This window comes from Streptomyces sp. G7(2002) (assembly GCF_028870195.1).
GTDB lineage: Bacteria > Actinomycetota > Actinomycetes > Streptomycetales > Streptomycetaceae > Streptomyces > Streptomyces nigrescens.
Genome location: NZ_CP102609.1, coordinates 2,054,412 through 2,067,216 on the forward strand (window position 1 = coordinate 2,054,412; position 12,805 = coordinate 2,067,216).

The 12,805-nt window shown below is 70.8% G+C and carries 11 protein-coding genes; 2 read left to right on the forward strand and 9 right to left on the reverse strand.

What is annotated here, in order from left to right:
- Nucleotides 1-11: 11 nt before the first annotated feature.
- Entirely contained in the window at nucleotides 12-725 is a 714-nt protein-coding gene (locus NUT86_RS08085; RefSeq protein ID WP_159489755.1) for an MBL fold metallo-hydrolase, read from the reverse strand.
- A 163-nt stretch (nucleotides 726-888) separates the two neighbouring features.
- Here NUT86_RS08085 and NUT86_RS08090 point away from each other — a divergent pair, with 163 nt between their 5' ends.
- Nucleotides 889-1,719, forward strand: coding sequence for a peptidylprolyl isomerase (locus NUT86_RS08090; protein ID WP_159489757.1), 831 nt, complete (start codon nucleotides 889-891; stop codon nucleotides 1,717-1,719).
- A gap of 251 nt (nucleotides 1,720-1,970) precedes the next feature.
- Nucleotides 1,971-3,200 (forward strand): DUF349 domain-containing protein, encoded by a 1,230-nt coding sequence (locus NUT86_RS08095; RefSeq protein WP_148589582.1) that lies wholly within the window; start codon nucleotides 1,971-1,973, stop codon nucleotides 3,198-3,200.
- An 86-nt stretch (nucleotides 3,201-3,286) separates the two neighbouring features.
- On the opposite strand, the gene NUT86_RS08100 is transcribed toward NUT86_RS08095, so the two are convergent.
- The 8 genes from NUT86_RS08100 to ruvC all read right to left on the reverse strand — a co-directional run bounded on the left by NUT86_RS08100 (nucleotide 3,287) and on the right by ruvC (nucleotide 12,739).
- Complete coding sequence (locus tag NUT86_RS08100) at nucleotides 3,287-5,917, reverse strand: RelA/SpoT family protein (protein ID WP_018087629.1); 2,631 nt, start codon at nucleotides 5,915-5,917, stop codon at nucleotides 3,287-3,289.
- A 172-nt stretch (nucleotides 5,918-6,089) separates the two neighbouring features.
- A complete protein-coding gene (locus NUT86_RS08105; RefSeq protein ID WP_274734402.1) occupies nucleotides 6,090-6,638 on the reverse strand; it encodes an adenine phosphoribosyltransferase in 549 nt (182 codons plus the stop codon).
- The gene (gene secF, locus NUT86_RS08110; RefSeq protein ID WP_159489761.1) at nucleotides 6,635-7,750 is read right to left on the reverse strand and encodes a protein translocase subunit SecF; all 1,116 of its coding nucleotides are present in this window, start codon (nucleotides 7,748-7,750) and stop codon (nucleotides 6,635-6,637) included. Before secF ends, NUT86_RS08105 begins: the two co-directional genes overlap by 4 nt.
- A 1-nt stretch (nucleotide 7,751) precedes the next feature.
- Entirely contained in the window at nucleotides 7,752-9,536 is a 1,785-nt protein-coding gene (gene secD / locus NUT86_RS08115; protein WP_274734405.1) for a protein translocase subunit SecD, read from the reverse strand.
- A 152-nt stretch (nucleotides 9,537-9,688) separates the two neighbouring features.
- A complete protein-coding gene (yajC, locus tag NUT86_RS08120) occupies nucleotides 9,689-10,213 on the reverse strand; it encodes a preprotein translocase subunit YajC (RefSeq protein ID WP_018087635.1) in 525 nt (174 codons plus the stop codon).
- Nucleotides 10,214-10,375: 162 nt separating this feature from the next.
- On the reverse strand, nucleotides 10,376-11,467 hold the full coding sequence (gene ruvB, locus NUT86_RS08125; RefSeq protein ID WP_018087636.1) for a Holliday junction branch migration DNA helicase RuvB: 1,092 nt from the start codon (nucleotides 11,465-11,467) through the stop codon (nucleotides 10,376-10,378).
- An 82-nt stretch (nucleotides 11,468-11,549) separates the two neighbouring features.
- The gene (gene ruvA, locus NUT86_RS08130) at nucleotides 11,550-12,170 is read right to left on the reverse strand and encodes a Holliday junction branch migration protein RuvA (protein ID WP_127149935.1); all 621 of its coding nucleotides are present in this window, start codon (nucleotides 12,168-12,170) and stop codon (nucleotides 11,550-11,552) included.
- A complete protein-coding gene (gene ruvC / locus NUT86_RS08135; RefSeq protein WP_018087638.1) occupies nucleotides 12,167-12,739 on the reverse strand; it encodes a crossover junction endodeoxyribonuclease RuvC in 573 nt (190 codons plus the stop codon). Before ruvC ends, ruvA begins: the two co-directional genes overlap by 4 nt.
- Nucleotides 12,740-12,805 lie beyond the last annotated feature (66 nt).

Consider the following 12,805-nt stretch of genomic DNA (forward strand, 5'->3'; position numbering starts at 1 on the left):
GGAAGGTCTCGTCACATTCCTCGTCGTGGAGCCGGACTGAAGCCGCCTCCGGGGCCGGCGGCCACTTCCCGCAGGAAGGGGTTGGTGGCGCGCTCGCGGCCGATGGTGGTCTGGGGGCCGTGGCCGGACAGGACGACGGTCGAGTCCTCCAGCGGCAGGCACACACGCGCCAGCGACTGCAGGATCTCGGCGTGGTCGCCGCCCGGCAGATCGGTGCGTCCGATGGAGCCGGCGAAGAGCAGGTCGCCAGAGAAGAAGACCGGCGGAATGTCGGCCTGCTCGGGCATCCTGAACGTCACCGACCCCTTGGTATGGCCCGGGGCGTGCGCGACGGAGAACTCCATCCCGGCGAGTTCCAGGGCGGCACCGTCGCTCAGCTCCTTGACGTCGTCCGGCTCCCCCACGGTGAGTTCGCCCATGAGCTGCTGACCGATGGAGCGACCGAGGGCCTTCTCCGGGTCGCTCATCATGTAGCGGTCCGAGGGGTGGATCCAGGCCGGGACATCGTGCGCGCCGCACACCGGGACCACGGAGGCGACATGGTCGATGTGGCCATGGGTGAGGACGACCGCGACGGGCTTGAGCCGATGCTTTTTGACCGCGTCCTCGACTCCTTGGGCCGCCTGGTGGCCCGGGTCGATGATGACGCACTCCTCGCCGGCGGCGGGGGCGACCAAGTAGCAATTGGTGCCCCAGGCCCCGGCGGGGAACCCGGCAATCAGCACGTTCGTCCTTAAAGGTCGGTGGTGGGGGTCGGTCCGCGGGGACCGCTCCCGGACATCTCGGCAGCTCCAGAGCCTACCGGCGGGACTCCCGGCAGGGCGAACCCGTATACGGTACGGCCACGGCGGCCGACAGCGATCGGTGATCGGACGAAGGAGACGACCGGTGGTCAGCAGAGATCAGCGGAGACGGCAGCTCGCCAGGGAGAAGTACGAGCGCCAGCAGCAACGGCGGTCCGCGGACCAGCGGAAGGCCAAACGCCGCAATGTGATCATCGCGTCCGTCGTGGCCGTCGCGCTGGCCGCCGGTGTCACCGCCTATGCCTCCACCGCGCTGGCCGGCAACGACCAGGACTCCGACCGGGCGGCGGCGACCCCGCCCCCCTCCAAGGCCCCGGACCCGTGCGGCAGGCCCGCCAAGGGCACGCCCTCCACCAAGACCTGGAAGAAGGAGCCGGCGATGTCCCTCGACACCTCGGCCTCCTACTCCGCGAAGCTGGCGACGACCTGCGGCACGGTCGAGCTGAAGCTGGACGCCGCCAAGGCGCCGCACACGGTCAACTCCTTCGCCTTCCTGGCCGGCCAGGGCTACTTCGACCACAGCAAGTGCCACCGCCTGGTCGACCAGAACATCTACGTCCTGCAGTGCGGCGACCCGAAGGGCACCGGCCAGGGCACCCCCGGCTACACCATCCCGGACGAGAACCTCAAGGACTCCCGGCTCAAGGGCGGTGTCTATCCGGCGGGCACGGTCGCGATGGCCAACCGCTATGACGGCCGGAGCGACAAGACCCGCAACTCCGGCGGCAGCCAGTTCTTCCTCGTCTACCAGGACAGCAAGCTGCCCCCGAACTACACACCGTTCGGCACCGTCACCGGCGGTATGGACGTGCTGAAGAAGATCGCCAAGGCCGGTTCGACGCCCGACCCGCAGACCGGCAACACCGCGCCGAACGCCACCGTCGTGATCGACAAGGCGACCGTCAAAAAGTCCTGACCTGCCGGTCGACCTGGGGGTGATGCATCGGCGCTCGCTGTACGAACCGCGGAATTTCGGTCGTGCTGGATGCGGACAGCCGACCGCCGGTCGCCTAGATTGGCGTTGTGTAGGGTGCCTGCTCCGACGGCTGCCACCCTCACCCGCAATTCAGCCCGTCGGACCGGTCAGGGCGCGGCTCTGCCGGACAGAAACTGTGGACGATGCCGGGGGGCCGCACGCCCCCGTCGGCATCATGTGGAGGAGGCGCTGTGAGCAGCGACCCATGGGGCCGCGTCGACGAGACGGGGACCGTGTACGTGCGTACCGCCGATGGCGAGCAGGTCGTCGGATCGTGGCAGGCGGGAACTCCCGAGGAGGCCCTCGCCTACTTCGAGCGCAAGTATGAGGGCCTGGTCGTCGAGATCGGCCTCCTCGAGCGCCGGGTCAAGACCACCGACCTGTCGGCGAAGGACGCCACGACCGCGATCGAGCATCTGCGCACCCAGGTCGACGAACACCACGCGGTGGGCGATCTGGACGCGCTGCGCAAGCGGCTCGACAAGCTCGTCGAGGCCGTCGAATCGCGTCGCGAGGAGCGCAAGGCACAGAAGGCGCGGCAGAGCACCGAGGCCCGGCAGGCCAAGGAGAAGCTGGTCGCCGAGGCCGAGGAGCTGGCGGCCAGCGAGCAGTGGCGGGCGGCCGGGGAACGGCTGCGCGCACTGGTCGACACCTGGAAGAGCCTGCCCCGGCTCGACCGCAAGGCGGACGACGAGCTGTGGCACCGCTTCTCGCACGCCCGATCGGCGTTCTCCAAGCGGCGCAAGGCGCACTTCGCGTCGCTGGACGCGCAGCGCGAGGAGTCCCGTAAGGCGAAGGAGAAGCTGGTCGCCGAGGCCGAGGCGCTGTCGAACTCGACGGACTGGGGGGCCACCGCGGCCCGCTACCGCGAGCTGATGGCGGACTGGAAGGCCGCCGGACGCGCCCAGCGCGAGCACGAGGACGATCTGTGGAACCGCTTCCGCGGCGCCCAGGACGTCTTCTTCCAGGCACGCGGTGAGGTCTTCGCGGAGCGCGATGCCGAGCAGCGGGAGAATCTGACCCGCAAGGAGGAGCTCGCCGTCGAGGCCGAGAAGCTGCTCCCCGTCTCGGACCTGAAGGCCGCGCGGGCGGCGTTCCGCTCGATCAATGAGCGGTGGGAGGCCATCGGCCATGTCCCGCGGGACGCCCGCCCGAAGATCGAGGGCCGGATGCACGCCGTCGAGCGGGCCATCCAGGAGGCCGAGGAGACCGAGTGGCGCCGGACGAACCCCGAGGCGCGGGCCCGTGCCGCGGGGCTGACCGGCCAGCTGCAGGACGCCGTCGACAAGCTGCAGAAGCAGATCGACACGGCCCGGGCGGCCGGCAACAACGCCAAGGCCGACAAGCTCGGCCGGGAGCTGGAGGGCCGCAAGGCGCTGCTGGACCAGGCGCTCAAGGGCCTGGAGGAGTTCGGCGGTTGATGGTGCGGTGAGCCGCCGCCGCTCCCGCGGAGGTGGTTGAGAAGGGCCCCGGCACGGATTCCGTGCCGGGGCCCTTTCGTGTGCGGTTACGGTCGGCGGGCCGATGTCACCCGATAGACGTCGTACACGCCCTCCACGCTGCGCACGGCCTTCAGCACATGGCCCAGATGCTTCGGGTCGCCCATTTCGAAGGTGAAGCGGGAGGTGGCGACGCGGTCGCGGGAGGTCTGGACGGCCGCCGAGAGGATGTTGACGTGCTGGTCGGACAGGATCCGGGTGACGTCCGACAGGAGCCGGGAGCGGTCCAGGGCCTCGACCTGGATGGCGACCAGGAAGACCGAGGACTGGGTGGGCGCCCACTCGACTTCGAGTATCCGCTCCGGCTGCCGGGACAGCGAGTCGACGTTGACGCAGTCGGCGCGGTGCACCGAGACGCCGTTGCCGCGGGTCACGAAGCCGATGATGGGGTCGCCCGGCACCGGAGTGCAGCAGCGGGCCAGCTTGACCCACACATCGTCGACGCCCTTGACGACCACCCCGGGGTCGGCGCTGGAACGGCGCTTGGAACGCGGGCGGATCGGGGTCGACTCGGCGATGTCCTCGGTGGCCTCGTCCTGGCCGCCGAGCGCCTGCACCAGCTTCTGGACGACGCCCTGCGCGGCGACATGACCCTCACCGATGGCGGCGTACAGCGAGGAGATGTCGGGGTAGCGCATCTCGTGCGCGAGGGTGACCAGGGAGTCGCCGGTCAGGATCCGCTGGATCGGCAGGTTCTGCTTGCGCATGGCGCGCGCGATGGCGTCCTTGCCCTGCTCGATCGCCTCGTCGCGGCGCTCCTTGGAGAACCAGCCACGGATCTTGTTGCGGGCCCGCGGGGACTTGACGAAGCCGAGCCAGTCGCGGGACGGCCCGGCGCCCGCCGCCTTGGAGGTGAAGACCTCCACCAAGTCGCCGTTGTCCAGGGTCGATTCGAGCGGAACGAGGCGCCCGTTGACCCGCGCCCCTATCGTGCGGTGGCCGACCTCGGTGTGCACCGCATACGCGAAGTCGACGGGGGTGGCACCGGCCGGCAGCGCTATGACATCGCCCTTGGGCGTGAAGACGAAGACCTCGTTGCGGGACAGGTCGAAGCGCAGGGACTCCAGGAACTCGCCGGGGTCCTCGGTCTCCTTCTGCCAGTCCAGCAACTGCCGCAGCCAGGCCATGTCGTTGACGGTGTCCTGGCCCTTGCCGGCGTTCTTCGGTACGTCCGTACGGATCTTGGACGCGCCCGCTACCGCCTCTTGCTTGTACTTCCAGTGGGCGGCGATGCCGTACTCGGCGCGGCGGTGCATGTCGAACGTACGGATCTGGAGTTCAACGGGCTTGCCGCTGGGGCCGATCACGGTCGTGTGCAGCGACTGGTACATGTTGAACTTCGGCATCGCGATGTAGTCCTTGAACCGGCCGGGGACCGGGTTCCATCGCGCGTGGATGGTGCCGAGCGCGGCGTAGCAGTCGCGGACGGTGTCGACGAGGACGCGGATGCCCACCAGGTCGTAGATCTCGGCGAAGTCGCGGCCGCGCACGATCATCTTCTGGTAGACGCTGTAGTAGTGCTTGGGGCGGCCGGTGACGGTGGCCTTGATGCGGGCGGCGCGCAGATCGGCCTGGACCTCGTCGGTCACTATCGCCAGATACTCGTCGCGCTTGGGCGCCCGCTCGGCGACCAGCCGCACGATCTCGTCGTACATCTTGGGGTAGAGGATCGCGAAGGCGAGGTCCTCCAGCTCCCACTTGATGGTGTTCATGCCCAGGCGGTGGGCGAGCGGAGCGTAGATCTCCAGCGTCTCGCGGGCCTTCTTCTCCTGCTTCTCCCGCTTGAGGTAGCGCATGGTGCGCATGTTGTGCAGCCGGTCGGCGAGCTTGATGACCAGGACGCGCGGGTCCTTGGCCATCGCGACGACCATCTTGCGGACGGTCTCGGCCTGCGCCGCCTCGCCGAACTTGACCTTGTCCAGCTTGGTGACACCGTCGACCAGCAGCGCCACCTGGTCGCCGAAGTCGCGGCGCAGGGTGTCCAGGCCGTACTCGGTGTCCTCGACGGTGTCGTGCAGCAGGCCCGCCATCAGCGTGGCCGGGTCCATGCCCAGCTCGGCGAGGATCGTCGTGACCGCGAGCGGGTGGGTGATGTACGGGTCGCCGCTCTTGCGCTTCTGGCCGCGGTGCCAGCGCTCGGCGACCTGGTAGGCCCGCTCGACCTGGCGCAGCGTCGCGGTCTCGATCTTGGGGTCATTGCCGCGGACGGCCCGCAGCAGCGGCTCCAGGACCGGGTTGTACGGGCTGGAGCGCTGGACGCCGAGGCGGGCCAGGCGGGCGCGTACCCGGTTGGGGGAGCCGGAGCGGCCGGCGGGGGCGGGCGGCAGCGGCTTGGCGGCGGCGGGCTGGTCGGCCTTGGCGGGCGGCTTGGGCGCCCGGGACGGCACGGCGGCCGACTGGGACGAGGAGGAGGCGGGCCCCGGCTTGGGCGCCGTACGGGGCCGCTCGGCGGGCGCCGGGGACGCGGAGGTCGGGCCGGCCGGCGGCCGGGGCGTGGCGGTGCCGTCGGGCGCGCCCTGCCGCTCGGGCTGGGGCGCGTCCGAGGAAGCCACGTCCGTGGGCTTCGGCTCGTCCGGGCGCGCGGCGTCGGATCCCGTCGGACGCAGTCCGGGGGAGAGCGGCTGGGCCTCGTCTGGCAAGAGCACTCCTCAGGCGGTTCCGGACCCCAGGACCTCGTATGGGTCGGGGTGCCATGGTATCGACCCCGGCGCCGCAGCTCCCCCGCGGCCAGGGTTCCGTACATGACACAGCAGCGGGGGCACCCGGATTCTTCCGGATGCCCCCGCTGCCGGGGTGCTGTGCGCAACCGCCTCAGACCGTGATCAGGGCCTCCAGCGGAGCGCCCTTCAGGCCCGGCTCCAGGCGCTGCCGCCCGGCGAGGAAGCCGAGCTCCAGCAGCACGGCCAGGCCCGCGACCTCGGCGCCCGCGCGGCGGATGAGCTGCAGCGAGGCGTCGGCGGTGCCGCCGGTGGCGAGGACGTCGTCGATCACCAGCACCCGGTCGCCCGGGGCCAGCGCATCGGCGTGGATCTCGATCTCGGCCGTGCCGTACTCCAGCTCGTAGGCCTGCCCGAGCGTGGTGCCGGGCAGCTTGCCCGCCTTGCGGACGGGGACGAAGCCGACGCCGGTCCGGACCGCGACCGGAGCGGCGAGTATGAACCCGCGCGCCTCCAGACCCACGATCTTGTCCACCCGGTGCCGCCCGCACAGCTCGGCGAACGCCTCGGTCAGCGCGCCGAAGGCCGCCGGGTCCGCCAGCAGCGGGGTGATGTCCTTGAACACCACACCCGGCTGCGGGTGGTCCGGGATGTCCATGATCCGGCTGAGCAGGAGCTCACGCAATTCCGCGGGGGCGCTCACCGGCGCTTGCCCGACGGGCGGCCGCGTCCGCGGTTACGGGAGGCGGGCTGCTGGCGCGGCCCGACGACCGCGGTGCCGTCCTCGGCGTCCGCCGTGGCGGGGGCAGGCTCCTCGGTGTCCTCCTGGCCCGCGTCCTTGGCCGCGGCCGCGGCACGCTTCGCCTTCACCCGCTTGGCCAGTGCCTTTATCTGCGGCTCGCGGCCCTTCAGATCGGCGACCAGCGGGGTCGCGATGAAGATCGACGAGTACGCACCGGCGGCGAGGCCGACGAACAGGGCCAGCGAGATGTCGTTGAGCATGCCCGCGCCCAGGAAACCGCCGCCGACGAACAGCAGACCGGCGACCGGGAGCAGCGCCACGACCGTGGTGTTGATGGAGCGCACCAGGGTGCTGTTGATCGAGCGGTTGGCGATCTCGCCGTACGTGAAGCGGGTCTGCTTGGTGAGGTCCTTGGAGGCTTCCTTGAGGCTGTCGAAGACGACGACCGTGTCGTACAGGGAGTAACCGAGGATCGTCAGCAGACCGATGACCGTGCCGGGGGTGACCTCGAAGCCGACCAGGGCGTAGACACCGACCGTGATCGTGAGGTCGTGGATCAGCGCGATCAGGGCGGCGAGCGCCATCCGCCACTCGAAGGCGATCGCCAGATAGATCACCACGAGGACCATGAAGATCCCCAGGCCCAGCCAGGCCTTGTTGGCGATCTCCTCACCCCAGCTCGGGCCGACCAGCTGGGTGTTGACGTCCTGGACCGGGATGTTCAGGTCCTTGGCGAGCTCCTCCTGCACCGGCACCGCCTGCTTGGTGTCCAGACCGCTGATCTGGATGCGCAGTGCGCCGCTGCCGAGCTTCTGCACCACGGCCTGGTGGCCGCCCGACGCCGACTCGGCCTCGTGCTGGGCCTTCGGGGCGGACACGGAGGTCGGCGGCGTGGTGAAGACCGCGCCGCCGGAGAACTCGATGCCCATGTTCAGGCCGCGCACCGCCAGGCCGACGATGGCCGTGATGGTGATGAGGATCGAGATGCCGTACCAGATCTTCCGCTTGCCGATGAAGTCGTAGCCGACCTCGCCGCGGTAGAGCCGGGCGCCGATGTTTCCGAGCTTGGACATCTCACGCCTCCTTCGTCTGGGTGGGGGCGGCGCCGCGACGACGGCGCAGCGGCGGCTTGGCGCCCAGGCGCTTGGGATCGAGACCGGACCAGGGATGGCCGTCGGAGAAGAACTTCCGCCGGGCCAGCATCGTCATCAGGGGCTTGGTGAAGTAGAAGACCACGACGACGTCGAGGACGGTGGTCAGGCCGAGCGTGAACGCGAAGCCCTTCACCTTGCCGACGGTGACGATGAACAGCACCGCGGCGGCCAGGAACGACACGAAGTCGGAGACCAGGATCGTCCGGCGGGCCCGCGGCCAGCCGCGCTCGACGGCCGGGCGCAGGGTGCGGCCCTCGCGGATCTCGTCCCGGATGCGTTCGAAGTAGACGATGAACGAGTCGGCGGTGATACCGATGGCCACGATGGCGCCGCAGACCGCCGGGAGGTTCAGTGCGAACCCGATGGTCGGGCCGAGCAACGTCATGATCGTGTACGTCAGGATCGCCGAGACGAACAGACTCGCCAGCGCGACCAGGGCCAGACCCCGGTAGTAGGCGACGAGGTAGACGATGACCAGTGCGAGACCGATGGCGCCGGCGATCAGGCCGGCCTGCAGCTGCTCGCCGCCGAGCGCCGCGGTGACCGTGGTCTCGTCATCGATCTTGAAGGACAGCGGCAGGGAACCGTAGGACAGCATGTTGCCGAGGTCCTCGGCGGACTGCTGGGTGAACCCGCCCGAGATGGTGGCGGAGCCTCCCGTGATGGCCCGGTCCACCGAGGGGTCGGAAACGACCTGGCCGTCCAGGGCGATCGCGAACTGGTTCTGCGGCCGCTGCTTGGCGGCGAGCTTGCCGGTGACGTCCGCGAACTTCTTGCCGCCCTCGCCGGTGAGGTCCATCTGGACGATCCAGCCCTGGCCGCTCTGGCTGTCGAAGACGGCCTTGGCGTCCTTGACGTCCGTGCCCTCGACGCCGACCGGGCCGAGCACGTACTTCTGCGCCCCGTCGTCCTTGCAGGCCACGACCGGGTCGGACGGCTTGGCGTTCGCGGCCTTCCCGGCGGCGGTGGCGCGGCTCTGCTTCGTCGAGCAGTCCAGCGCGTTGAACTGCTTCTGGAGGGCCGGCGGAACGTCCGCGCCGGTCGGGGGCACCGGCGGAGCCGGAGGCGTGGAGGGCTTGGCCGAGCCGGAGGGGGTGGGCTTGTCGGACGGTGCCTTCTTCAGCGCGTCCGTCACCGCACGGCCCTGCGTCGTCGGCTTGGCGCTCGGCGACTGCGAGGACGACGCCTTCTGCTGGGAACCGGGCTGGTCCTTGGCCTGGTCACCCGCGGCCTTGTCGCCCTTGCCGTTCGCGCCGCTCTTGGAGGGGTTGGGCTTGGGCTCGGGGGTCTTGGTGCCCATCGTCGTGGTGATCACCGGCCGGAACCCGAGCTTGGCGGTGGTGCCGACCTGCTCGCGGGCCTGCTTCGCGTCCGTCCCCTTGGGGATGTTCACGATGATGTGGTCGCTGCCCTGTGTCTGGACCTCGGCCTCGGACACACCGAGACCGTTGACCCGCTGCTCCATGATGCCGGCGGCGGTCTTCATATTGGTCTCGTTGATCGCGTTGGGCTTACCCGGCTGGTTCTGGGCCGCCAGCGTGAAGCTGGTGCCGCCGGCCAGGTCGATGCCCAGTCGCGGCGTCATCGTGCCGGAGTAGAACATCCCTCCGATCAGCCCCGCCATGGCGATGAGGACCAGGATCAGGGTGCGGCCCGGATGCCCCTGGCTCGCGGGCGCCCTGCGGCCCTTCTTCGGTGCTGCCACCTTCTCGTATCTCCCTGTCCAACCCCTCGGCCCGGGTTTCCGGCCGAGGGGCCACGAAGTCTTGTGGGGACGTGCCCCCGCCGGAGCCTAGACCGTCCCGGAACCGCGGTGCACGACACACCACGCGTGCTCCGCGGTTCCGTAGGGGCGGACTACTTCGCGTCGTCGCCGGACTTCTTGTCGTCCTTGGCGGTGTCGGCGTCCGCCTTGACGGTGTCCTTGGCCTCGTCGGCGGGCTTGGCGTCCTTGGCCTCGCCGGCGGCGGGCTCGGCGTCGGCCGGAGCCCCGGCGGTCTTGCCCAGGTCGATCTTGTCGGCCTTCTCGGCCTCGGCGGCGTCGCCGGTCAGCGAGGAGGCGTCATCCGGGACGACCGGCTCGTCGCTGTGGATCGGGTCGGCACCGTCCAGGATGCGGTTGTACTCCTCGTCAGCAAGCACGGCGCCGATGGCGTTCTTGGCGTAAATGGCGTGCACGCCGGGGGCGACCTCCAGGAGGACGGTGTCCTCGTGGACTTCCTTGACGGTGGCGTACATGCCGCCGATCGTGCGGACGCCGGTGCCGGCCTGCATTTCGTTGCGCATCTGCGCGGCCGCCTGCTGCTTCTTCTTGGCAGACCGAGTCATCAGGAACATGGCCCCGATGAGGACGATGAAGGGGAGGAGAGTCACGATATTCACGGGACGGAAATTCCTTCGCACGACCGCGGATGCGCGATCTCATATACGGGGGTGGGAATGCCGTCCATACGAACGGCATCGGCGGAGTCTAGGCGAGTCCCCACCAGTGGAACAACGCCCAGCATCCCACCGCAGTTCCTGACCGGGCGAGTCCCCGCGCCGTCACGCTCCGAACAAGCCCTGCTGCCCGCCGGCGCCCGCTTGCTGCTGTGGCGGGACGAGCCCCAGGTGGGCCCAGGCCGCCGGGGTCCCGATCCGGCCCCTGGGGGTCCTGGCCAGCAGACCTTCCCGTACGAGGAACGGCTCGGCGACCTCCTCGACCGTCTCCCGCTCCTCCCCCACGGCGACCGCGAGGGTGGACAGGCCCACCGGGCCGCCGCCGAACAGCTTGAGCAGGGCCGTGAGCACGGCGCGGTCGAGGCGGTCCAGACCGCGGGCGTCGACCTCGTAGACCCCCAGGGCCTGGGAGGCGATCTCGCGAGTGATCAAGCCGTCGGCCTTGACCTGGGCGTAGTCGCGGACCCGGCGCAGCAGACGGTTGGCGATACGGGGCGTGCCGCGGGAGCGGCCGGCGATCTCGGCGGCGCCCTCCGGTTCTATGTCGACGTCCAGCAGCCCGGCGGAGCGGTGGATCACCCGCTGCAGCTCGGCGGGGGCGTAGAACTCCATATGGGCGGTGAAGCCGAAGCGGTCGCGCAGCGGGGGCGGCAGCAGACCGGCCCGGGTCGTGGCGCCGACCAGGGTGAACGGGGGAAGTTCGAGCGGGATGGCGGTGGCGCCCGGGCCCTTGCCGACGATCACGTCGACGCGGAAGTCCTCCATCGCCATGTAGAGCATCTCCTCGGCGGGCCGGGACATCCGGTGGATCTCGTCGAGGAAGAGGACCTCGCCCTCCTGGAGGGAGGAGAGGATCGCGGCGAGATCGCCCGCGTGCTGGATGGCGGGGCCGGAGGTGATGCGGATCGGGGCGCCCATCTCGGCGGCGATGATCATCGAGAGGGTGGTCTTGCCGAGGCCCGGCGCCCCGGACAGCAGGACGTGGTCGGCGGTGGCGCCGCGGGCGCGGGCGGCGCGCAGCACCAGGTCGAGCTGCTCGCGCACCCGCTCCTGGCCGACGAATTCCTCGAGGTCCTTGGGCCGCAGCGCGGCCTCGACGGCGGTGTCCTCACCGTCCGCGTCGGCCCCGACCAGCCGGTCGGGTGCGCCCGTGGCGGGGTCCTCGGTGGCGGGCGGTGCGGTGTCGTCCCAGTTCACTGCGGATTGCCTCGCGGGGTCGGGGCGGCCGGGCCGCCTGCGTGGTCGAACGGTCGGGGGCGCGGGGCCCGGGTGGTGGCGGTCATCGGGCGCGGTTCAGGGTCTGCAGGGCGGCCTTGAGCAGCTGCGGCACCTGCGGCGCTCCGCCGTCGGCGACGGCCGCGTCGGCCTGCGGGGCGACCGCGGCGACCGCTTCGTCCGCTTCCCGGGTGGCATAGCCGAGGCCGATCAGGGCGGCGTGCAGCTGGTCGCGCCAGCCGGCCGTGACGGCGCTGCCGACGCCCGCGCGCCCGGTGCCCACCGGCTCCCCGAGCCGGTCCTTGAACTCCAGGAGCAGCTTCTGGGCGCCCTTCTTGCCGATGCCGGGCACGGCGGTGAGGGCCTTCTCGTCACCGGTGGCGACGGCCAGCCGCAGCGCGTCCGGGGAGTGCACCGCGAGCATCGCCTGGGCGAGCCGGGGGCCGACGCCGCTGGCGGTCTGCAGCAGCTCGAAGGTCTGCCGCTCGTCGTCGTCGGCGAAGCCGTAGAGGGTGAGCGAGTCCTCGCGGACGACGAGGGAGGTGGCGAGCTTGGCCTGCTGTCCGATGCGCAGCGCGGAGAGGGTGTCCGGCGTGCACTGGACAGCCATGCCGATACCGCCGACCTCGACGACGGCGGAGTCCGGTGCGAGGGCCGCGACCGGGCCGGAGACGAAGGCGATCATCGGGTGCCCTTCTGGGGTGTCGCCCGGCGGACGCCGGGAGCGCGGACGGGGGCGGCGCGACGGGCCGCGGCATGCGCCTGCTGGAGGCGGTTGACCGCGGGGGCGCGCCAGATGTGACAGATGGCGAGGGCGAGGGCGTCGGCGGCGTCGGCCGGTTTCGGTGGCGCGTCGAGCCGCAGCAGACGGGTGACCATCGCGCCGACCTGGGCCTTGTCGGCCCGGCCCGATCCCGTGACGGCGGCCTTGACCTCGCTGGGGGTGTGCAGCGCGACCGGCAGCCCACGACGGGCCGCGCACAGCATGGCGACCGCGCTGGCCTGGGCGGTGCCCATGACCGTACGGACGTTGTGCTGGCTGAAGACCCGCTCCACGGCGACGTACTCGGGGCGGTGCTCGTCGAGCCAGGCGTCTATCCCGCGCTCGATCTCGACCAGGCGCTGGGCGATGTCGGCGTCCGCCGGGGTGCGGACGACGCCGACGCCGACCATCGTCAGCGGACGCCCCGCGACACCGTCGACCACCCCGACGCCGCAGCGTGTCAGCCCCGGGTCCACCCCCAGCACCTTCATCGGTCCCCGCCCCTCGCCCTATCGGTCAGCTGTGCCTGCCTCGGAAGCGCATGCCCCCTGATCAGC